Source organism: Paenibacillus sp. SAFN-054, from assembly GCF_051966755.1.
GTDB lineage: Bacteria > Bacillota > Bacilli > Paenibacillales > Paenibacillaceae > Paenibacillus_AQ.
The window spans coordinates 302,240-324,984 of the sequence record NZ_JBQCKS010000003.1 but is presented as its reverse complement, the minus strand read 5'-3'; the positions used below and the strand labels follow the sequence as shown (position 1 = coordinate 324,984).

The 22,745-nt window shown below is 55.3% G+C and carries 19 protein-coding genes; 11 read left to right on the top strand and 8 right to left on the bottom strand.

Translation table 11 applies throughout. From position 1 onward, the window contains the following. Positions 1–24: 24 nt before the first annotated feature. From ACTHPM_RS17345 to ACTHPM_RS17335, 3 genes are all read right to left on the bottom strand, one after another. Positions 25–1,770 carry an ABC transporter ATP-binding protein gene (locus ACTHPM_RS17345; RefSeq protein ID WP_440396506.1) on the bottom strand — a complete coding sequence of 582 codons (1,746 nt, stop codon included), beginning with the start codon at positions 1,768–1,770 and terminating at the stop codon, positions 25–27. 96 nt (positions 1,771–1,866) lie between these two features. Continuing rightward, positions 1,867–2,868 (bottom strand): glycosyltransferase, encoded by a 1,002-nt coding sequence (locus ACTHPM_RS17340; protein WP_440396507.1) that lies wholly within the window; start codon positions 2,866–2,868, stop codon positions 1,867–1,869. A 35-nt stretch (positions 2,869–2,903) separates the two neighbouring features. Next, the gene (locus ACTHPM_RS17335) at positions 2,904–4,595 is read right to left on the bottom strand and encodes a PucR family transcriptional regulator (RefSeq protein ID WP_440421617.1); all 1,692 of its coding nucleotides are present in this window, start codon (positions 4,593–4,595) and stop codon (positions 2,904–2,906) included. Between the two features lie 199 nt (positions 4,596–4,794). Between ACTHPM_RS17335 and ald the strand changes: the two genes are divergently transcribed. Further along, complete coding sequence (gene ald / locus ACTHPM_RS17330; RefSeq protein ID WP_440396509.1) at positions 4,795–5,925, top strand: alanine dehydrogenase; 1,131 nt, start codon at positions 4,795–4,797, stop codon at positions 5,923–5,925. 78 nt (positions 5,926–6,003) lie between these two features. Here ald and ACTHPM_RS17325 read toward each other — a convergent pair whose 3' ends face one another. Then, a complete protein-coding gene (locus ACTHPM_RS17325) occupies positions 6,004–6,228 on the bottom strand; it encodes a cold-shock protein (RefSeq protein WP_440396510.1) in 225 nt (74 codons plus the stop codon). 209 nt (positions 6,229–6,437) lie between these two features. After that, positions 6,438–6,581, bottom strand: a complete 144-nt coding sequence (locus tag ACTHPM_RS17320) for a hypothetical protein (protein ID WP_440396511.1) — start codon at positions 6,579–6,581, stop codon at positions 6,438–6,440. Between the two features lie 57 nt (positions 6,582–6,638). On the opposite strand from ACTHPM_RS17320, the gene ACTHPM_RS17315 reads away from it, so the two are divergent. Further along, positions 6,639–7,478 carry a lipoate--protein ligase family protein gene (locus ACTHPM_RS17315; RefSeq protein WP_440396512.1) on the top strand — a complete coding sequence of 280 codons (840 nt, stop codon included), beginning with the start codon at positions 6,639–6,641 and terminating at the stop codon, positions 7,476–7,478. A 23-nt stretch (positions 7,479–7,501) separates the two neighbouring features. On the opposite strand, the gene ACTHPM_RS17310 is transcribed toward ACTHPM_RS17315, so the two are convergent. Next, positions 7,502–8,206 (bottom strand): DUF2294 domain-containing protein, encoded by a 705-nt coding sequence (locus ACTHPM_RS17310; RefSeq protein ID WP_440396513.1) that lies wholly within the window; start codon positions 8,204–8,206, stop codon positions 7,502–7,504. A gap of 422 nt (positions 8,207–8,628) precedes the next feature. On the opposite strand from ACTHPM_RS17310, the gene ACTHPM_RS17305 reads away from it, so the two are divergent. From ACTHPM_RS17305 to ACTHPM_RS17270, 8 genes are all read left to right on the top strand, one after another. Then, positions 8,629–9,147, top strand: a complete 519-nt coding sequence (locus ACTHPM_RS17305; RefSeq protein WP_440396514.1) for a cupin domain-containing protein — start codon at positions 8,629–8,631, stop codon at positions 9,145–9,147. Next, positions 9,147–9,569 (top strand): DoxX family protein, encoded by a 423-nt coding sequence (locus ACTHPM_RS17300; RefSeq protein ID WP_440396515.1) that lies wholly within the window; start codon positions 9,147–9,149, stop codon positions 9,567–9,569. Before ACTHPM_RS17305 ends, ACTHPM_RS17300 begins: the two co-directional genes overlap by 1 nt. A gap of 206 nt (positions 9,570–9,775) precedes the next feature. Further along, a complete protein-coding gene (locus ACTHPM_RS17295; protein ID WP_440396516.1) occupies positions 9,776–11,056 on the top strand; it encodes an MFS transporter in 1,281 nt (426 codons plus the stop codon). A 179-nt stretch (positions 11,057–11,235) separates the two neighbouring features. After that, entirely contained in the window at positions 11,236–11,922 is a 687-nt protein-coding gene (locus tag ACTHPM_RS17290) for a response regulator transcription factor (protein WP_440396517.1), read from the top strand. Further along, positions 11,915–13,222: a sensor histidine kinase gene (locus tag ACTHPM_RS17285; RefSeq protein WP_440396518.1), complete on the top strand. Its 1,308-nt coding sequence runs from the start codon at positions 11,915–11,917 to the stop codon at positions 13,220–13,222. The genes ACTHPM_RS17290 and ACTHPM_RS17285 overlap by 8 nt, the downstream gene beginning before the upstream one ends. A 281-nt stretch (positions 13,223–13,503) precedes the next feature. Beyond that, positions 13,504–14,217 carry a polyphosphate polymerase domain-containing protein gene (locus tag ACTHPM_RS17280; RefSeq protein WP_440396519.1) on the top strand — a complete coding sequence of 238 codons (714 nt, stop codon included), beginning with the start codon at positions 13,504–13,506 and terminating at the stop codon, positions 14,215–14,217. 51 nt (positions 14,218–14,268) lie between these two features. Next, entirely contained in the window at positions 14,269–14,967 is a 699-nt protein-coding gene (locus tag ACTHPM_RS17275) for a DUF4956 domain-containing protein (protein ID WP_440396520.1), read from the top strand. A gap of 112 nt (positions 14,968–15,079) precedes the next feature. After that, positions 15,080–17,137 (top strand): CotH kinase family protein, encoded by a 2,058-nt coding sequence (locus ACTHPM_RS17270; RefSeq protein WP_440396521.1) that lies wholly within the window; start codon positions 15,080–15,082, stop codon positions 17,135–17,137. Between the two features lie 70 nt (positions 17,138–17,207). On the opposite strand, the gene mprF is transcribed toward ACTHPM_RS17270, so the two are convergent. Together mprF and ACTHPM_RS17260 are read right to left on the bottom strand one after the other, a co-directional pair. Beyond that, positions 17,208–19,853: a bifunctional lysylphosphatidylglycerol flippase/synthetase MprF gene (mprF, locus tag ACTHPM_RS17265; protein ID WP_440396522.1), complete on the bottom strand. Its 2,646-nt coding sequence runs from the start codon at positions 19,851–19,853 to the stop codon at positions 17,208–17,210. A 147-nt stretch (positions 19,854–20,000) separates the two neighbouring features. Next, a complete protein-coding gene (locus ACTHPM_RS17260) occupies positions 20,001–22,139 on the bottom strand; it encodes a catalase (RefSeq protein ID WP_440396523.1) in 2,139 nt (712 codons plus the stop codon). Positions 22,140–22,426: 287 nt separating this feature from the next. Here ACTHPM_RS17260 and ACTHPM_RS17255 point away from each other — a divergent pair, with 287 nt between their 5' ends. Then, positions 22,427–22,738, top strand: coding sequence for an ArsR/SmtB family transcription factor (locus ACTHPM_RS17255; protein ID WP_440396524.1), 312 nt, complete (start codon positions 22,427–22,429; stop codon positions 22,736–22,738). Positions 22,739–22,745 lie beyond the last annotated feature (7 nt).

Below are 22,745 nucleotides of genomic sequence, written 5' to 3'. Positions count from 1 at the left end.
GCCTGCTGCTGTCCACCCGCTGCATTATTCTGCGGCATTCGGCTGCATCTCCTTTCCCATTTGGGACTTATAAATCTCCTGGTACACCCGGCAGTCCTGCATGAGCTCCTCATGCGTGCCGCTGCCGGCGATTTCTCCGCGGTCCATGACGACGATCCGGTCGGCATCCATGACCGAGGTAATCCGCTGGGCGATGAGAATACAGGTCAGACCCTTCGCATAGGTCCGCAGCGCCTCTTTGATCCTTCCCTCCGTAGCCACGTCGACCGCGCTCGTGCAGTCGTCCAGAATGAGGATCTCCGGCTGTCTGACCAGCGCCCGGGCGATGGACAGCCTTTGTTTCTGTCCACCCGAGAAGTTGACGCCGCCCTGGCCGATCCGGCTCCCGTAGCCTTCCGGCGAAGCCATGATGAATTCATGGGCCTCCGCCATCCTGGCGGCCCGGATCAGTTCCTCTTCCGATGCCTCTTCCTTCCCCCATCTCAAATTGTCTTCGACCGTTCCCGTGAACAGCATGATCTTCTGGGGAACGATCGCGATCGTCTCCCGCAGCTTCTTCGGGTCCATCTCCCGGACGTCGACGCCGTTGACCTTGACTCTGCCCGAGGTGGCGTCATAGAACCTCGGAATCAAATGAACGAGCGAGGTTTTGCCCGCTCCCGTCGATCCGATGATGCCGATCGTCTGTCCCGGCAGGCAGGTCAGCGTAAAGCCGCGGATGACCGGGTCGCCGGCCGATTCCGCGTACGCGAAGCCGACATCCTCGAAGTCGATCCGGCCGCGTTCTGCTGCCTCCGGAGCCTTGTCTGCGCCCTCGCCCGGCATGCCGCTCTTCTCGGCCATTACTTCTCCGATCCGGCCGGCCGAAGCCTTCGCACGGACGAACATATTGAATACATTCGAAATCATCATCAGCGCAAATAAAATTTGCGTCATATAGTTGATGAATGCGATGATGCTGCCCACCTGCATCTGGTTGTTGTCAACCCGAAGGCCGCCAAGCCACAGGACGGCAATGATACCGAAGTTCACCACGAGCGAAATGCCCGGGCCGAAGGCCGACATGACCCGCATGGACGTCGTGGAACGCTGCGCCAGGTCGTCGTTTGCCGCCCCGAACTTATCCACCTCATAGTCGAACCGGTTGAACGCCTTCACGACGCGCACACCGGACAAGTATTCCCTCATGACGCCATTCACCCGGTCGAGCGCGCGCTGCACGCGGATAAAGAAGGGGAAGCCGATCTTCATGTTCAGAAGGATCAGGACGGCCACGATCGGCACGACGATGATCAGCACGACCGAGAGATGGAGGTCCAGCCGAAGCGCCATAATCAAGGCACCGAGGCCGAGCAGCGGAGCCTTGACGAAGAAACGCATGAGCCCGTTCATGAAGTTCTGCACCTGCGTCACGTCATTCGTCAGCCGGGTTACGAGCGAGGCCCGGTCAAACCGGTCCATATGCTCGAAGGACAGCGACTGGATCTGGCGGAAGAGGTCCGAACGAAGCTCCGCCCCGAATCGCTGCGAGACATGGCTGGAAACGATGTTGCGGATCGTGGCCGACAAAGCTCCGATTCCCGTGACGAGCAGCATGAATCCGCCCAAGGCAAATACCTTGTTCATGCTTCCGGTTGCGACGCCGTCGTCGATGACCTTCGACATAATGGTCGGCTGAAGCAAATCGCAGAAGGCCTCCAGCATCAAGAAGAGCACGGCGAGTGAGAACATCTTGCCGTACTTCCGGACATATTTTCGAAGAAAGGACATAGATGAACACACCTTTGCGCTTCAGATTAAGGATTCCATCATTCAGAATCTTTCATTATGTACATATATACATATTTGCCGATTGGCTGGTTTTCGTCAATCCCGGAGCCAGGAATCGAAAAAGTTTCTGTATCCTTCCTTCATTACCCGGCTGGAAAACTGGTCGAACGCGTAGTGCCGATTATCCATCGAATAGGACTGCGGCGCCGCCGCGGCCATGTTGACGAGTTCGAACCAATTCTCCTCGTTGCCGGAAAACGAGTGGCGCGAGTTAATATGCCGGTAGCACGGATGCTCCGGTTTCACGACGATCTTGCCCATCGCGAGCGCTTCGGTCAGCGGCATCGCAAACGTATCAAAGCGGGAGCAGTTCCAATACACCTTGGCCGAGTTCATCAGCGCGAATATCTCATCCTGACTAAGCGCAAACTGCAGGCGCACATTATCCGGAATACTGTACTTTTTCATGCTTTCCCGGTAGCGCTCGCCGCCAAAGACCATGAACACTTCCTTGTCCGGATTCTGCTTCGCATAGTTCAGCACCAAATCCGGACGCCGGTTCTCCTCGTCCCTTCCGATCCAGAGAATGCGGTTATCCACAATTTGAGCGGGGTCGAAATGCTTCTCCGCCAGGCTTTCGCTGAATCCGATCGGAATGACGTTCACGTCGGTAACGCCGAAATTCCGGGCAAATTCCTCCTTCAAAAACTCCGTCTGCACGATCGCTTTGTCCACCATCTGATAGAAGGGCTTCATCATTTCATAGCCTGTAAGGGCGGGGTCCGGAAAGCTGTGTGGAAAAAGCACGCTTTTTTCAAGGAACATCTTCAAATAAGTAAAGCCTGACACGGTGTAGATGACATGCTCAATGTGATGCTCGTGGATCTGATCCAGCACGATATCGTAATTGACCAGATCACCCTTCTCATGCTCGTACCCCTTCACCCAGTCATATCCGCTGACATGCCGCTCCGGGGAAATGAACACGATGTCCACCCCGAGCTCTTCCCCGATGGCCTTCAGGCGGTCCGCAAACACGCGCGGTCCCTGGTTTTCGCTAAACTGTATTTTTCTCATGACAAGCCCGACTTTTTTCAATTCTATTCATCCTTTATGCTGCGAGGCAGTTATTTTTATGACAAAAGCGGCCGTGCGAGCAGCGCCATTTCCAGACATACGCGCCGGTCCGGCTCCAGATAGTCTTCACCCAAAATTTCCGTCAGCTTATCGAGCCGGTTGTACAGCGTCTGCCGGTGAATGAACAGCGCCTTGGCCGTATCGTTCTTCGAACCCATGCATTTCAAATACATATCGAGCGTCTGCAGCAGGTGAAGATGATGCTCCTGGTCATAGGCGAGCAGCGGCCCTATTTGATCGTGAACGAACGATTCCAGCGTATCCGCCGGAATGGACTTCAGCAGCCGGTACACCCTGAGCCGGTCGTAAAAGAGAGCCTCCCGCACCGCTGCCACGGACCGGGACACCTCGAGCACCTGCTCGGCTTCCTTGAAGCTCTTGTGCATCTCCGTCATCCGGCTCCGAATGAGCCCGAACCCCGCCTGCAGGTGAACGTGCGGTTGTCCGGACGCGGGGACCTGCAGGCGTTCCACGATGACGCGGAGGATCTGCTGCAGCGTGATCGGGATATCGTCCTTTGCTGTTTTGTCGCGCGCGCACAATAGGTAAATCCGGCGGCCCTTTTGCATCAGCAAATTATGAAGGGCATGCTTTTTCAAAAGCGCCCGCAGCCTTACCAGCAGGTCCTGCTGAGCTGACTCGGCCTTATCCCGGTCCGGCTCATCCTCTGCGTCGCCGGTATACTCCGTCTCGATCATCCCGGCCGCGAACCAAGCGTCCCCCTGCTTCGACGGCCGTATGGCCATGCGGGTCCTCGCCTCCTCTTCCTCCTCGATGTGATGGTTCAAAATGTCCTGAATGAGCTGGTTTTGGTCGCGGAGCATTTTTTCCTCGAGAAAAAGCATCCTAAGCAGGAGCGAGGCAAGCGATTTGGAGGTATAGTCGAGCAGCAGCGTCATCCGGTCCTGCGTCTGCCGACTCGGTAAAACCAGTCCGACATGCGCCAGGGTCTGCCCGAGGCAAATGACCGGGTGCGTCAGCAGCACGCGGTCCTGCGGAAGCGTATAGGCGCCTGCTTCCTGCTGGGCAGTTTCGCTTTCTTCCACCCGCCGTCTGTAGAGTGCGGTGATTTCGTCCGCTGCGGCTGCGGCAATTCCACGGGGGACAAATTTATTCGTATCTACGGTCGAATGGTACACAACCTGCTGACCGGTGTATTCATATAATACATGGAGAATGGCGTTCACGTCTGTGCTCTGGAGGGTAATCTGCTGGAGTCTGCGGGAATATGCCTCCAGATCCTTCAGCAGCTGGTGCTGCTGATTGATCAGCAGCCCGTGGATATCCTGGGTAATTTCCACGAAGCGGACAGGCTGCTCGAATACGATCAGCGGAAAATCCGATGCATCCGCGAGTTCGATGATCTCGCCCGGGATGTTCTCGATGCTCGTGCCTAGTTCGACGCAGAGACCCGCCGCCTCCTGATGTATGAGCTGCTGCATATAGGACAGGCGCTGTTGTTCCGAATGCCGGAGCCAGAGGCCAGTGGTGAGGATGAAGTCATTCTTCGTGACGAAAGGGGCCACGTTCGCAATCTCCAGGATGTGGACCCATTCGACCCTGCGGCCTTGGCCGCCTGCGCCTGCGATCAGCCGGGCTCTTTGAAATACGGGGCGCTCCAGCACGTCCCGGACGTAAAGCGTAAAACCGCCCATTACCGTCACATCCCTCGGGTTTAATGGAGACATTATAGAAGTTTGGCGAGGCTTTTTCAATATAGGCCATGCCTGCCGGGCTGAGCATTATGTCCTGTCATGTGATCTATTTCCTTGACAAGTCGTATGATGCGGCGCTTGATGATCGGCTGTAAACTTTGAATACATGGAGAAAGAGGGTGCCACGTCGCCCGCGCGTTCTCCCAAACATGAGTGAAAGTGGTGATCTGTCATGAACATCGGAATACCCAAGGAAATCAAAAACAATGAAAATCGCGTCGCCGTAACCCCGGCAGGCGCCTTGGAATTTATCCAGCACGGACATCAGGTACTCGTGGAACGCAGTGCCGGACTTGGAAGTGGATTCACGGATGAAGAATACAAAGAAGCCGGAGCGGTGATGGTTGCAGAGGCCAAAGAGGTATGGGAAAAGGCGGACATGATCATGAAGGTCAAAGAGCCTCTCCCAAGCGAATACGGATATTTCCGCAAAGGTTTGATCCTCTTCACGTACCTGCACCTGGCCGCCGAACCGGAGCTGGCCCAAGCTTTGGTCTCCTCCGGCGTGCATGCCATCGCCTACGAAACGGTTAACGTGAACGGCACGCTGCCGCTTCTGACGCCAATGAGCGAGGTCGCCGGACGCATGGCCGCCCAGATCGGGGCGCAGCTGCTGGAACGGCCGCACGGCGGCAAGGGCATTCTGTTGTCCGGCGTCCCCGGCGTATCCAGAGGCAAAGTGACGATCATCGGCGGCGGCACCGTGGGCATGAACGCGGCCAAAATCGCCGCCGGTCTCGGTGCCGACGTCACCCTGCTGGATCTGAGCATTCCGCGGCTGCGCCAGCTGGATGACATTTTCGGCAATCAGATCAGCACCCTCGTATCGAGCCCGGCCAACATCGCCCAAGCGGTGGCAGGTACCGACCTGCTGATCTGCGCCGTGCTGATTCCCGGCGCCAAGGCGCCACGCCTCGTTACCGAAGCCATGGTCCAAACGATGAAGCCCGGTTCGGTCATCGTGGACGTTGCCATCGACCAAGGCGGCGTGGTGGAAACCATCGACCATATCACCACCCACGACAATCCGACCTACGTGAAACACGGTGTCGTCCACTATGCGGTCGCCAATATGCCGGGCGCCGTGCCGCGCACCTCAACGCTCGCGCTGACCAATGCGACGATGCCGTTTGCGCTCAAGCTCGCGGATACGGATCTGCAGCAGCTTTTGACCACCAATCCGGCCATCCGCAGCGGAGCGAACGTGCTGGGCGGACATGTCACCTATGAAGCGGTAGCTCGCGATCTCGGATACGATTATATCCCGGCCGAGAAGGCTTTGACCAGAATTACCGCCACATAAGGCTGCTAGCGATACAACAGAACAGAAACAGGGCCCCTCCGCGGGGCCCTGTTTCTCATTTCATATGATGGCGGACATTTAAATTAACGTGCCCTTTTTCAGCATTTTAATAGGATGGTCGTTGACGACCAGGGGCAGCATTTTTGTGCTGCTGATCATGGGAGAACTGCAGTGGGCGCACAGGGGCTCCTGCTCAAACGCAAAGTTATCCCTCATCCAGCCGTTGCAATCCTCGTTCGAGCAGGACCAAACCGTCGTGTCCGCCTCTGGAATTTCCTCAACCGCTTTTTTTCCGAAGTACATCGCAATCCCGTCCTCATCCTATATTTTCGCAGCATCCCAGCTGTTTCCTTAGTATGGCCCGGAAACGCCGAATTATGTTGCCAAGACTAAAACGAAGTCGTCTCCCTTCCCGGTTGACCGCTGCATGTCAGGGAAGAAATGGTGCATTCTTTATATACTATGCAGCGTCTTGGCATTTTTGTCGTACAAGTTGTGCAAATTCAGAAGGATCATCCAAGGCGAGGTAAATCGTTGTCACAGGACGGGGGCCTGAACAGCAGCGTCTGCACCGTTAACGGTCCGGTGAGAGCGATACGCACATCAAAGCGGCTGGCAGAAGGAATGCAGCCCTTTCGGTTTATCCGCCTAGCCACCGGGAAAACTCCTGTGGCATAATCAATATAGACCAACCTGAAAAGGATGCGATTCACATGACCGACATTCGCCATGACGCATTCGGTTCCATGCTTATCTTGGACCGAATGCATGATGTTACGCAGCAGGATGCGCTGTACCCTTTTGCCTTGGACGAGCTGCTCTGCAAGGAAACCGGCAGGGGTGGACCGCCCCTGTGCCACATCTGGCGCCACCCTCGTTCCTTTATTATCGGCCTTCGCGACAGCCGCCTGCCGGGCGCGGACAAGGCCCGCGACTGGCTCGAGGCCAAGGGTTACCGGACCGCCATCCGCAACTCCGGCGGAGCCGCCGTACCGCTTGACCTTGGCGTCGTGAATCTGTCACTGATCCTGCCCAAGCAGGGCCCTGGCGATGAACGCTTCCGGAGCGACTTCGAACGGATGTACGATCTGATCCGCGAAGCCCTGGCTTCCACGGGCTTCGAAGTGGACAAGGGAGAAATTGCAGGAGCCTATTGTCCCGGCGACTTCGACCTCAGCATTGGCGGGCGCAAATTTTGCGGCATCGCGCAGCGGCGGCAGGCTCATGCCTTTGTCGTGCAGGCCTTCATCGTAGCCGAAGGCTCGGGGCAGGAACGGGCCCGGCTCGTCAGGGAATTCTACGACCGGGCGGCTGCCGGCGCGGACGCGTCCGATTTCCCGCACGTGGAAAGCGGCAGCACCGCCTCGCTGGAGGAGCTGACGGGAATCGGGCCGAACCCGCCCTTGGCGTTTGCCGAGGCTGTCAAGAACGTGATCCGCAGCCGCCAAATCCCCGAAGAAATCGCCTCCTCGGCCGACCGGCTGGTGCTGCCTGGCAGCACTGAGGTTTCGGCCATGGCTGAACAGCTCAGACAGCGTTACGCGCGGTCTTGAAAACAACAAACCCGCACGGCTGATTAGCGGTGCGGGTTTAGCGTGAGCATAATGATGCTTTTATCCAATGAATAATTCCAATCGATGAAGCAGTCGCTGATCCGGTTGTGGAGAAGCCCCTCGAGAACCCGGCTGCTCATGATATATTCCTTTTCCAGCTTGCGCTTGACGCGTTTGAGGGTGTCACCTTGACCGAGCCGGATCATCTCGCGCTCCATCGGCAGCAGTACACCGCTGCGGATCACCAGCAGCGTGCGCGGGTTCATCTCATATGATGCCATGGTGCACGGTGCCTTCTGCACATGCGCGCTGATCCTGTTTAGCTCGGCTTCGACCTCGCCTTTCCCGGAGTATTCGTCCGGGATCACAAGAGCATGAGGGATCTTGTCATCGCTTATGACCGTGATCATCCCCGACTTCTGGGCCAAATCCCAATCATAGTAGCATTCCTCGGTTCTCACGCCGATCACATCCTGCAAGTACCGCAAAATTTCCGGTATCACCGCCAGCATCAGCTTGTCCCTCGTATCGATCACCAGCTCCTCTTGCTGCTGCATGAGCAGGATCCGCTCCGCGGGCGTTAAGAAATTACGTAAATGAATCGTTATGAATGTATTTCCGATCGAAACCACGACCGACTCCGGCCCTTTGCCGAAATGGTCTCTTAGTAACTTGCCGATAAAGCTGGCGATAATTTGTTGAAATGATTGATTATGTAATTGGTCCATTGAATTTGACTCGTTCCATAGGCTGTCTAGCGCTTCTGAAAGCAGCATGTACGGGCTGCCGTGTTGTCTGGAAACGAATCCTTCTTTCCCTCCTGATTACGAAGTAGCGGGCGGGCCATCACCCTGTCTGCCGGTCTTGTTATGGCCGGAACGTAGGGCCTTATAACAATAAAAGGCCTAACATTCCCTTAACATATGAAGAGAAGTTAGGCCATGAAAGTGACTTTTATCCAAGGATATATTCATTCATTTACCCACATAATATCAAGTTGTTTGTATTCCACAATGCATTATAGCACAAGTCCCGTTAGAAAAAAAAGGGTCCGAGTTCCCAAAGGGGTTCAAGCCGACCCTAAAGGTTTAATTACTTTCAGTAATCGCACCATTTTATACCTACTTTTGGTTTATATGGAGGGATCGCTATGAACGGAGCGGAAATTAACACTTACTACTTCAAGGATGACGGAACGATTCCGGGCAACCCTGATCTTCCCGTCATGGTGTATAAAGGCGTGCTGCGGGACGAACCCGAAGAGACCGAAGGCATCTTCAACCGGAACGGCTGGCTGAACAGCTGGACGAACGGCGTATTCGGCTATCATCATTACCACAGCATTTCGCATGAGGTACTCGGCGTTGTCAGCGGTTCAGCCGTACTTCAGCTCGGCGGCGAACGAGGCCGCAAGGTCGAGCTTACGGCCGGTGATGTGGTCGTGCTGCCGGCCGGCACCGGCCACAAAAGGATCTCCGCCACCCCTGATTTCCGCGTTGTGGGCGCCTATCCGGACGGCATGGACTATGACATATGCACCGGAGACCCCGGCGAGCGCCCACGCGTGCTGGATCATATCCGACTCGTGCCCCTTCCCGGCACCGACCCGCTGTATGGGGCAAGCGGACCGTTAATGGATGCCTGGAAGCCCGTGAGGGAAGAAAGGTGATGGCGATCTCAACCCAGGGTTATACCCGCATTCGCACCATCAAATGGTGGGCGCGCATCATCTTCGCGCTCTTTTTGGCCGCCGCCTGCGTGTTTCATTTCGTTCAGCCAGACGGCTTTGCCCGGATGCTGCCGGACGATGTACCGCTGCGGCTTCCGATGATTTATGTGACCGGCGTGATAGAGCTCGCGCTCGGCGTGCTGCTGCTTGTTCCGGCCACGATGAAGCCGGCCGGTACGCTGACAGCGGTGTATCTGGTCCTTATTTTTCCGGCCAACATTTATGCCGCCGTCAAGCATATTCCCGCGCCGGGCTTCAGCGATACACCTCAGGCTGCCCTCTGGATCCGGCTTGTTTTTCAGCCGCTGCTCATCTGGTGGGTCCTTTGGTGCTCGAGAGGACGCGGAACCGATTTACGCTGAACGCCATTACGCATTTAAAGCCGCGGCTTCCAAGTTTCTGATTCCCGTTAAACTTCTGTCCCGCCTCCGCCTCCGTCTGCAGACGGAGGCCAATTTCGTTCCCGGGCCGTTATTCGGAAACCGCAAATTCATTGTAAACTGAGAGCACATCAACAAAGCGTGTGTTTTTCAACCCGGATAACAAAAAAATGAAATGGGGACCCCGCATGGAACTTTTTCGCAATGCCATATTCGTCCGTATGTTTCTTGCCACCTTCGCCTCACAGCTCGGCACCATGGTAGGCAACATGGCCTTCGCCTTTTATCTGATCGACCGTTTCAGCAATCAGCCCGCCTATGCCACACTGGCCGAGCTGATGTATTCCCTCCCGACGCTGGCGGTATTCCTGTTCATCGGCGTGCTGGCCGACAGACTGGACCGTAAAGCCATAGCCGTCCAAAGCGACTGGATTCGGGCCGGACTATCGCTCGTCCTCCTGCTTGCCGTGCATGAAGACTGGATTATCGCCGCCTTCGCTCTTCTGTTCCTGCGAAGCGCCATCTCCAAATTTTTTGCTCCTGCGGAAATGAGCCTGCTGCAGGGCATAATGAAGCCGGAGCAGTACGTGCAGGCTTCAAGCCTCAACATGTCGATCATGGGGATTTTCATGCTGTTCGGCATGAGCCTCGGATCGGCCGCCTATTATTACCTTGGCATTGAAGGCGCCATTATGATCGATACGGTCAGCTTCATCATTTCAGGGCTTCTGCTTGCGTTCTGCCATTTCCCGCTCCATGTGCGCCAGCCGAACGGCAAAGTGAGGCTGAGGGACCTGAACCTGAAGAGCATCGCCGCTGATTTCGGCACGGGCTTAGGGTACATCGTCCGTTACCGGCTGCTGCTTGCCATCGTACTCGGTTTCTTCTTCTTCGGGATCGTGAACGGCGTGTTCTCGATCCTCCCCCTCTTCACCATGAAATACAAGCTGAGTCCGGAGCAATACCAAGTCTATACGCCGCTCGTCATGGTCTTTCTCGGCATCGGATACCTTGTAGGCAGCGCGATCAGCTCGCCGCTGATTAAGAGGGCCGGGAAAGTAAGCGTGCTGATCGCCGGCCTCTTCCTGATCGGCGCGATCACAATCTTACTCGGCAGCTTCGGAAACATTCAGCTGTACCTGGGCACGATGGTGCTGCTCGGCATCATTCTGGGTCCGATCAACGTCGTACTCGGCGGATGGATGCCCGAGCTGGTGGAGCCGCAAAGCATGGGCCGGGTCAGCGCCTGGATCGAGCCGCTCTCCACCGCAGGCCAGGCCATCGCGCTCGGATTCGTCGCCATCGCCTTCCCTTCCCTCGTATCCGTGACGGCGCTGTATTGGATTCTGGCGGTCAGCATCTTTATTGTCAGCGTGTATTACTTGCTCGTGCTCCCTTCGCTGAACCGCAAGCATCAGCACCAGGCAATAGCCAATACGGCGGATATGAACACGGAAATGCCCGGCTGATGTCCCCGCAAAATACCTGAATAGAAGTCGGAGCAAGGCCCCACTTTGTGGGGTTATTTTCTTGGGCGCATTTGACATTCGCAGTGAAATGTTTATTTTTAAGTATCAGGGATGGATATCACCCGGAAGGTCTTTTTCCCGGTATCCATGGAACCCATATTAATAGAGGTGAACCCGGTATGCGGCTTTTGGTCATCGAGGACGATAAACATTTGTCCGATACGGTATGCGAAACGACGCGCGGCCTGTTTGACGCCGAGCAGGCTTTTGACGGAGAAGAAGGCTTGTATATGGCGGAGCAGAACATTTACGATGTCATTATTCTCGATATTATGATGCCTCACATGAACGGATACGAGGTGCTGCGCCAGCTCCGGCACAAGGGCGTCGCGACCCCGGTGCTGATTCTGACGGCCAAGGACGGGATCGACGATAAAATCCGCGGCTTTAAGACAGGCGCGGACGACTACCTGGTCAAGCCCTTCCATCGCGAAGAACTGCTGCTGCGGCTGGAGGCGATCCTGCGGCGCTCGGCCGGCGGGTTCAAGGAGAATTCGCTCCTGTTCAAGGACCTCAAGCTGAACCTCAAAAGCCGGGGTGTGCAGATCGGCGGGGAATCCGTGCTGCTGAACGGCAAGCAGATCGACCTTCTCGAGTATCTGATCAACAACAGGAATATGATTGTAACCAAGGAACAGATTTTCGATCGCGTCTGGGGGATGGATTCGAGCACGACCAACACCGTCATTGAAGTGTATATCAGCAACTTGCGCAAAAAATTCAAGGCCTTTGGCTACGACAAATACATCAAAACGATCCGGGGCATGGGCTACATGCTGTCCGAGAACGGGGAGGACCATGAATAAGAACAAAGTGATCCGCAGCCAGCAGCTGCGCTTCATGGTATATACCCTGATCGCGTTCACCCTTCTCTTCGGCATCTTCGGCACGATTATTTTCGGCCAAATCAAAACCACGCTTTATGCCAAAACGGATCATGACCTGAACTCCTACCAAACGATGATCGAAACCGGCGGCAGAGGCTCCCTGAATGGGATGAATCCCGGCAGGGACCCTTTTTCGGACAAAAACGGCTTCCCTCCCCCGCCCGACATCAGCGGCCGGCTTGTTTTTAATCCGCGCGTCATTCCCATCCAGTGGAACAAAGAGGGAAAGATCGTGAACATCCAGCAAATCGGCTATATCAATTACGAGAATTATTTCAGCGGCATGACCTTTGATCCTGCGACCGTAGGAAGTATTTCGAACGTCAAGGTGAGCGGCACCTATCATTTCCGGACGATTTCCATTCCTCACCCCTCGCAGGCGGGGGCGTATATTCAACTGATGGTCAATGTAGACTCGGAGCAAAATTTGATCGACAACTTCAAGCGGATTATCATCCTCTGCTCGGTTGTGTTCATCCTGCTGTCCATCACGGCCAGCTTCATTCTGTCCCGAAAAATGATGAAGCCGATCATCCGCTCCTGGGAGAAGCAGGTGGAATTCGTGGAGAATGCTTCACATGAGCTGCGGACGCCACTGACCATTATCCAGAACAAGCTGGAGCTGCTGCAGACGACGCCGGAGAAGCGGATCGTCGATACCTTCGAGAATATCGCCCTCTCCCTGTCGGAGACGCGGCGGCTGTCGCGGCTTACGACGGATCTCCTGACGCTGGCCCGGGCCGACTCGACCGAGACGCAGCTGGAGAAACAGTCGATTGATCTGGATGCCTTCGTCCATAAGGTATGCAGTCCGTATGTAGAAATCGCCGAGCTGTCGGACAAGCATATGTGGCTGAAGCTGCACAGCGAAACCCGGCTTGCGGCCGATCCGGCCCGCCTGCATCAGCTGCTGGTCATCCTTCTCGACAATGCCCTGAAGTATACCGGCGAGCATGACAGCATCGGCATCAGCACATTCATGAAGGAGAACAAAGTATTCATCGAGGTCAACGATACCGGGATCGGGATCAGCGAGGAGGGGCTCACCCGCATCTTCGACCGATTCTACCGCGAAGACCGGGCCCGCTCGCGCGAAAGCGGTGGCTCCGGGCTTGGCCTCTCCATCGCGCAGTGGATCGTGGACAGCCACCACGGCACAATCCAGGCACTGCATAATCAGCCGAAGGGCATGATTGTCCGGATTCGGCTCCCCAAATGAATATCATGGCATCACGCCGGCGCGCACAGCCGTCTTCTCTTGTCCCGTAACGGGCTTGAGAAGACGGTTTTTTGTTTTTCCAAGCCTATACACGAACGAAAAAGTTTGACCCTGTGTCCCCCGATTCCTTCTGGAATGCAGGCAAGTGCCTCCCCTTTCTTTCGTTCAATTTATGCAGCCGGGTCCGCTTAAGGTTTCGTTAAGTTTAGCCTGCGACAATAGTTTCTTGAACCGGAAACGTTTCTGGAATACTTTACGACAGAACAGGAGGAAACCACATCGTGAGCACCTTGGATCCGATGCCTGGACAACCTGCCCTTAAGGGACGGCGCGAGCTGAAGCATGTCATTACGAGGATGGACTGCCATTTGCTGCGCCATAACCTGCAGCAGGTCATGACGCTGGACCCGCATGCCAAGAAAGACGGCCAATACCTGATCCGGAGCGTGTATTTTGACAACTTCGACAACAAGATCCTGAATCAGAAAAAGGAGGGCATGTTCCACCGGGACAAGTACCGCATACGATTGTACGACTACGACACGAGCTTCATCCATCTCGAGAAAAAGAGCAAGCGCGACAACCTCTGCTACAAACAGAAATGCCGCATCACCGCCGAGGAGTATACGCGGCTGAATCGCGGGGATATCGCCTGGATGGAGGAGGACGCGCGTCCTCTGATGCGCGAGCTGCATACGCATATGAATCTCTTTCAGCTGAAGCCGGTCGCCGTCGTGGACTATGTTCGCGAGGTCTACATTTATGAGCAGGGCAATGTTCGTGTGACTTTCGACAGCTCCATCCGGACCAGCTACAAGGATACGGATATCCTGAATCCGGATCTGATCATGGTCGATACGATCGATCCGAACACCGTCATTCTCGAAGTGAAATACGACGAATATCTGCCGGACGTGATCAAGCTGCTGCTGCAGGTGCGGGACAGCCGCAAAACCTCTTTTTCCAAATACCAGTACAGCCGGATGTACGGCTAAAAGTCGTGCTGCAAGCGGTGCTTAAACTACTACGCTTTGGGGGGATTTTTAATGAATACTACCGCAAATAACGCCACCAATTTTACTGATATTTTCAAATCCAGCTTTCTCGAAAAAACAAGCAGCTTCTCGATCGTCGACTCGCTGATCGGCCTTCTGGTCGCCTTCGCTGTCGGGCTGTTCATTTACGTGATTTACAAAAAAACGTTCAGCGGCGTCATGTACTCCCACAGCTTCAACATCTCGCTGATCGTCATGACCATGGCCACGGCACTCATCATCATGGGCATTTCCACGAATATCGTCCTCTCGCTCGGCATGGTCGGCGCGCTCTCCATCGTTCGTTTCAGAACGCCGATTAAAGACCCGATCGACCTGATTTTTATTTTCTGGGCCGTCGCTTCCGGCATTCTGTGCGGCGCCGGACTCATTCCGCTCGTCATCATCGGCGCGATCCTGATCGGTCTCGTGCTGCTCTTCTTCGTGAACCGTTTGACAGTGGACAACCCTTACCTGCTCGTCGTCAAATACGCTGACCCTTCCGTCGAAAAATCGCTGGAGCACTTGATTACCATGCAGTCGAAAAGGCATACCGTCAAGTCCAAATCCGTATCGGTGGAAGGCAGCCTGGAAATGACCTATGAGATCCGCCTGAAAGACAACAATACCGGTTTCGTGCAGCAAATTACCGGCATGGACGGCGTAAAGTCCGCTATCATGCTGAGCTATGACGGCAATTTTACGGCTTAAATGCGGGATCCTTCAAGGTTTCAAACACGCTGTGGAGCAGAGGGGTAACCCGGTCACGATACGCTCCTCGCTTCCGCAGTATGAATTCTAAGACGGAAGGAGTCTTCGCTTTGTGAAAAACAGGACTATAATCGCATCACTCGCTTTGCTGATCGGGCTGTTCGTCGCGGTAACAGCCATTCTTCCGCGGGCGGGATTCGAGTCTGCCAACCTGGAAAACTCATACATGGAAAAGGTATTTGATAAAAGCAGGGTCACCTCCGTGGACATCACCATGAAACCGCAGGATCTGCAATCGATGCTGGACAATCCGCTTGATGAAGAGCAGATGATGGAGGCGAACGTCGTCATTAACGGTGTCAAGGTCGATGGCGTAGGCATCCGGCCCAAGGGAAATATGACGCTCAGTTCCGTGGCCCGCATGGAGGATTCGGATCGCTACAGCTTTAAACTTGATCTCGATCATTACAATAGCGACCAAAACCTGTACGGACTCAAAAAGTTGAATCTGAACAACAACTACACGGATCCAACGCTCATGAGGGAGTATCTATCTTACGAGCTCATGGATAAAATGGGGATTCCCACACCAGGATATTCTTATATGTACGTCACCATCAATGGTAAGGAATGGGGACTCTACCTCGGCGTTGAGGCCATCGAGGAACCTTACCTTCAGCGTAATTTCGCCGATAGCACAGGAGATTTGTACAAGCCAGATGGCACGGGCAGCGACCTCAAGTGGATCAGCGATAAAATCAAGGATTACCCGGGCCTGAATTTGAAGTCGAACAACAACTCGGACCAAAAGTCCATGATCAAGCTGCTCGATGCCATCAATCATGGCGGCAACCTGGAAAAAGTGATGGATGTCGATGAAATGCTGAGATATTTCGCCGCCAACACGGCACTTGTCAGCCTCGACAGCTATCAGGGCATGATGAAGCATAATTACTACCTCTATGAGAAGAACGGCAAGTTTTCGATTTTGCCTTGGGACTACAACATGTCATTTGCCGGCATGGGGGTCGGCATGGGTGGAAGGCCTGGCGGTAAGGCGGATCAAAACGCAAACGGCCAGCAGAAACAGGACGGACAAAGCAACAAGCAGGATCATTCTAAGAATAACGCGCAGAACCAAGGCCCCGGCGGCCAGGCTGCAGGACAAGGAGATACGCAGGATTTGGGCGCCGCAAGCGGCAAGCAAGCTGATGCAAAACCGGGCCAAAACCGACCAAACGATGCAAAGGCAAACGGTCAGGCCGCAGGCCAGGGCAAAGCAGGAAATGGTGGCGGCTTCGGCGGCGGTTTTGGCGGCATGGACAACATGGCTGCCAATTTCCTCGACGAGGATAACATCAACTTTAGCATTACCACGCCGGTATCCGGCACCACGCTGGACAGTCGCCCATTGCTGAACGCCCTTCTGTCCAATGAAAAGTACAAAGAGAAATATAAAGCGTATTTGAAGGAAATTGCCGATGGATTTTTAGCGGAGGACAACATGCAGTCCCTGACCGATTCCATCTCCTCTCTGATAACTTCCTATGTGGAAAAGGATCCGACCAGCTTCTACACACCGGAGCAATTCAAAGAGGGCGTATCCGGCGATAAAAGTCTGGTGAAGTTCGCGGCCAAGCGGGCGGAATCCATCAGGAAGCAGCTCTCCGGCGAGCTCGTCGTCGAGGCGAATACCAGCGGCGGCTTCGGCGGCGGACAGGCCATTAATGGACAGGGCGCCGATAAAGGGAAGATGCCTGCAATGCCGGATGGGTTGCAGCCTCCGGATGGCATGCAGCTCCCTGATGGCATGCAGCCTCCTGATGGCATGCAGCCCCCGGATGGCATGCAGCCCCCGGATGGCATGCAGCCTCCTGATGGCATGCAGCCCCCGGATGGCAACAGGCAAAACGCGCAGATGGGACAAGGCCGCGGTAATCGCGGTGCTGGAGGATTCCCTGGCGGTGGATTCCCGGGTATGGGCGGAAATAATGCCCAAACGGCAGTCGGCAAATACACCGCGCAGGATGTGATCATTGCCGCCATCTTCCTGGTGCTGCTGATTGCGGCTCTCATCTTCGCATTGAAATTCAAGCGAAGAAGAGTTCCGCGCCCGAAACCGACCGGAACCGAACCATCTCCCGTCAGCGGCAAATCTATAGATAAATAAGCAAAAAGAGCAGAGGCACGGACCATCCTGAGGGTGATCGTGCTGCTTCTGCTCTTTCTTTGTAATCGGTCTATGGCTTCCTGCCCTGTACCCGCCTAGATACGAGTCTTACCAGATCCACCGTCAGCACGGGCAGCGATACAGATGCCGGATAAGCCAGGAAACGCGGCTCCCATTCCGGCGCAAACTTCTCCTTGTACCGACGAAGTCCCTTGAAGCCGTACCAATGCCCGCCATACTGGAATACCAGCGCCGCGAGCTTCTCCTCGCGCAGGGCGCTTTTGCTTTCGCCGACGCTGGAGAGCGGCGCGTTGCCAAGGTTAAACATCTCGTATCCCCGCTCCCTGCACCATTCCAGCAGCTTGACGAACAGATAGTCCATCGTGCCGTTCGGTGTACCGCTTTGATGCCGCATCAAGTCGATGGACATCGTCCGGCCGCCATCATAGCCGGGGGCCAACGTGGCGAAGGCCGCGACGTTTCCCTCAGGACCTTTTAACACGGCGATCTCCGCTTGCGCAAGGTAGGCTTCGTCAAACCATCCGAGGGAGAAGCCCTTTTCGCGCCGGCCTTTGATCCATTCATCCGAGACCGTGCGCAGCTCTGCCATAAGTCCCGCATCAAAAGGCGGAGAAACCACTTCAAATCGATATCCCTCGCGCTCGAACCGGTTGCGGACGCTCCGCAGGTCTGTCGCTTTCTTCCCGCTCAGGGTGAAATCCTTCAGAGGGATCAACGCCTCTTCCCCCAGTTTAAAGAAACGGTAGCCGTACTCATGATAGATCGGCAAATACGCGGGCGTTGCCTGATAGAAGACGACCGACATCGCATACTGGTCGGCATACTTCTGGAATTCGGCAATCGCTTCGGGGACCCTTTTGATCGGACCCAGCGGATCGCCCAGCACCACCAGCTTGTCCCTTGCCTTGGCATATGGAATAAGCACCTGATCATTCTGCGCCCAGAAGAAGCTCTTGTCGCCGGTAAACAGCATATGTGTCAGCAGATTGCCATCATGATCCTTCAGGAACAGGCGCAGCTTGTCCAGTTCCTCCGATCCCGCGGCGGCGGCGATTTTGCGGTTGGGGCGGAGCAGCAGCAGCATGGTCAGCAGAATCCACGCGCCCGCCAGGCCGATCAGCGCCGTAATCGCATAAGGCCGCGGACCGAACATCCAGTGCATGCGGTCGGCCGTCGGCAAATGCCGGAGCCAGCCGTGATGGACGTGGCTGCCGACCCAATAGTATGCGGCTGCAATAACGGCAGACAGCCCATACCAGAACAGATAGCTTCGAAGGTCGATCGGTGCTCCCGCACGGTAAAACCGTGCCCGCGATACCCACAGCGCGATACCGACGATGAGCAGGAAGATCGCCTCTTCGAAGTCAAAGGCTTTGGTAAAGGTAAAGACCGCACCCGCTAGCAGCAGCACGCCCGTCCAGACATAGGCTCTGCGAATCCGAAGCGAGATGCCGCGGGACAGCACAATCAGCATAAAGCCGATTATGACGGACAGGAGATGGGATATGCGCATGACCGGCATGGACAGCAGCTCCTCTGTGAGCCGCAGACGGTACAATAATCCCGGCGTCGCTGCGGATAAGAGCAGCACCAGACCGCTCACCAGCACGAGCTTGCCCAGCGCCCATACGCCAAGATCGCTCAGAAAGCGGTACTGCCCCGGCCAGCGCCACAGCCTCTGCCACACATTCAGCGGGAAATCAGGCCCGGCGTCCGTTTTGTCCCCGGTCCGCATCGCTGCATTGCCCAGCTCGAAGGCGGACAGAATCAGTCCGATGAGCCACGGCACGATATAATAGAACAAGCGGAACAGGACAAGGACCGCCATGGCCCGGTCCGAAGGGAAGCCCAGCTGCTCCAGCCCGAGCAGCACGGTCAGGTCGAAGGCCCCGATGCCTCCCGGCGCCATGCTCAGAATCCCGGCAATCGCGGATACGGCGTACATGCCGATGACTTCCCTGAAGGATACATCATGAAGAACGCTGCTGGCGATCAACCAGAAGGTCACTGCCGCGCAGGCCCACTCCAGCAGGGAGGCGCTCAGGGATACGCCTACCGTTGACCAGGGCGTTCTTCCCTCGCCTCGGTTGAACCATTTGGCGAAGAGCGAGGATCTTTGCATCAGCACGAACAGGGGAAGGTATAAAGCCATGCCCCACACCGCAAAGATCAGCCAGTGATGCTCCACGAAAAGATCCCCTACGGTAAACAGTCCGGCAATGATCCCCCAGGAGAACATGGAAAGGCCCGTGACGACGATCGGCGACAGAAAGACGACTGCCGAGGCCATGAGCACAGGCGAAATCCCGCTTCTTTTATATAAAATCGTCCGGAGCCCGGCCCCGGTTAATCCGGCAAAACCAATGATATTGTTGAACGTATTGGCAATCCACGCATAACGGAACGTAATCCAGAACCCAACCTTTAACCGGAAATGGCGGCGGATCATAAAGTCATACAGGCTCATGACCGCAATCGAAAAGAGAGAAAATATAAATATTTCCATGACGGCTTCGACCGACAGCCGGCGCAGCTCGCCAAACGTACGGCCGAGGGAAATCTGGCGCAGCTCCTTCTGGCCTTCCCAGTACACCAGCGCGATGACCGCGATCGGTATGAGCAGCCTCACCGCTTTAATCCGATAAATGGAAGCCAGAATGCGGAATATTCTGTACCGCTCCAGCCTTTCCTTCATGCCATGCACCCTTTCGCTTGTAAAGATTGGAATCAAAATCCCCTACTATCCTAACATAAAGCTCGCCCGATACAAATGATTAAAACAAAAGCCGGCCCGCAACAAGATGCGGGCCGGCTTGAACGAAATATGGGGCCGGGGGGCGGCCTATTTGGACATGGACAGCTCTCTGTCCCAGTGACGGTGCATGGCGATCGCATCCACCAGCTTTTGACCAAAGTCTATGCCGCTTACGGCTTCACCGCTGATGACAAGTCCGGTATCCTGAAGCGGCGTCCCCGGGCTTCCTGCCGGCTGATTCGGGCCCGTAACATGGACCCCTGCCGTTCCCAGCAGACTTAACGCCTCGCCTGAAGCGCCTATCGTTTTGAAGTGGTTGTAGGCTTCAATAACGAAATTGACCGCCTCGCGGATCATTCCGATCTGCGAAATGCTCTGCTCACCGCCGGCGACGTACACGGCATCGTACAGCACCGAATCGGCTGTCAGGAAGGTCTGCTTCACCTGCAACTGGTCCCCTTCCGTTCCCGTGATCACGCCAAGGTTCTCGCTGACGATTTCAGCCGTCACTCCGGCGGCCTGAAGCGCGGCCTGTACGGCCTTCATTTCGGCTGAATCGAAGCCGTTTGCGGCCAGCACGGCGATTTTTCGGGTAGCCGCGGATTTGGCCGTGTTCAGCTGGCTCAGCGCCGGCGACAGCAGGGTCACGCTATCGCGCATCTCTTCTGTCGGCTTCTGGGGAGCCTCGGCGCCGATGCCAAGCGCCACCTGCTGCGCGAGCAGCAGATCAACGTTGCTGAGGTTGTTCACCATTTGCTGCTGCACACTCTTGCTCTGCACCTTGCCGAGTTCAAAGCGGAAAGCTTTGATCATGTGCTTTTGCTCGACATCGGACATGCTGTTCCAGAACAGCTTCGCCTGGCTGTAATGATCCTTGAAGCTGTCGCTGCGGGAGCGCACCTTCCGTCCCTCCACCTTTTCCTGGTAATGGTCAAACCCGCCTTCCTGCGCGGTGGCTTCATGAGGATCATTGTTGCTCAGCGAGTTTTTGTGATAGCTGGTCTGGCCCTGGTTGATCGTCATGCGGTGCATGCCGTCGCGCTGGTTGTTATGAATCGGCGCAAGCGGACGATTGATCGGTATTTCATGAAAGTTCGGTCCGCCAAGGCGGGACAGCTGCGTATCCGTATAGGAGAACAGGCGGCCCTGCAGAAGCGGATCGTTCGTGAAATCGATGCCCGGAACGACATGGCCGATATGGAAAGCAGCCTGCTCGGTTTCAGCAAAGAAATTGTCCACGTTGCGGTTCAGCGTCATTTTGCCGATGCGGCGCACGGGAACAAGCTCTTCCGGCCACAGCTTGGTCGGGTCCAGAATATCGAAGTCGAAGCTGAATTCCTCATCCTCGCGGATGATCTGCACGCCGAATTCAAATTCCGGATAGTTGCCCATCTCGATCGCTTCCCACAGATCGCGGCGGTTGAAATCCGGGTCCTTGCCGGCGATTTTTTGCGCTTCGTCCCATACCAGGGAATGCACGCCGAGCAGCGGCTTCCAGTGGAATTTAACGAAATGCGCCTCGCCCTGCTCGTTCACGAAACGGAAGGTATGTACGCCGAAGCCTTCCATCATCCGGTAGCTGCGCGGAATCGCGCGATCAGACATGGCCCACATGATCATATGGGTGGATTCGGTGTTATTCGCGATGAAATCCCAGTGCGTATCATGCGCCGTGGAGGCCTGCGGCATCTCATGATGCGGCTCCGGCTTGACGGCATGCACGAAGTCGGGAAATTTCATGGCATCCTGTATAAAGAAGACCGGCATGTTGTTGCCCACCAGGTCGAAGTTTCCTTCCTCGGTATAAAACTTGGTTGCGAAGCCTCGCACGTCACGCACCGTATCCGCGGAGCCGCGCGAGCCCGCTACGGTCGAGAACCGGACGAATACCGGTGTTTTGGCGGACGGATCCTGCAGGAACTTCGCTTTGGTGAACTCGCTCATCGGCTCATAGACCTGGAAGTAACCGTGCGCGCCGAAGCCTCTGGCATGGACGATCCGCTCGGGAATCCGTTCATGATCAAAATGGGTCATTTTCTCTCTGAACTGAAAGTCTTCCATGAGCGTCGGCCCGCGGTCTCCCGCCTTCAGCGAATGCTCGTCATCCGTGATGCGCACTCCTTGGTTGGTGGTCATCTTGTGCCCGGAGTCGTCTACGCTGAAATCCTTCAGCTGCTCTTTCTTGCTTTCTTCGTTGATGTTCAAGTTTTCCCGGTCTTTGTTCATGAAGTTCAATCCCTCCTGTTCTTATGTAACGGCGCTTACGTCCGAAGATGAATACACTCGGTAATTACCCTTTGGGATGAACCATTAAACCAGACAGTGACGGTAAGCGAATCCTCTTGAACTCACCCCATCTCCATGTTAAGCACGGGTATCGTGAATAGTTAGGCCTAAAGAGGCGCTTTGGCGGGTATCCCATTCTTGCGGATGCTGCCGCAGCATTCCGTTGTCTTCAATAAAATTTTCCGAAGGATATTTACATTTCTATAAAAATAGATATAATAAGGCACATGGATATATTACAAACGATCAAAGCGATCTCAAACGAGACCCGGTTCAACATTTTGGAATGGCTGAAGCATCCCGAGGAGCATTTTGGTCCCCAGGAGCACATGCCTGCGACCTGCGATTTCAATGGCGGCATATGCGTCGGTTCGATTTCCGCCAAAACAGGCCTCGCCCAATCGGTTGTGTCCGGCTATCTGGTCAAGTTGCAAAAGGCAGGCCTGCTGGAGTCCCGCCGTTCGGGACAATGGACATATTACCGCCGTAATGAGGAGGGTATTAACCGCTTTATTGAACAACTCAAGAAAGAGCTTTAGGCTTAAT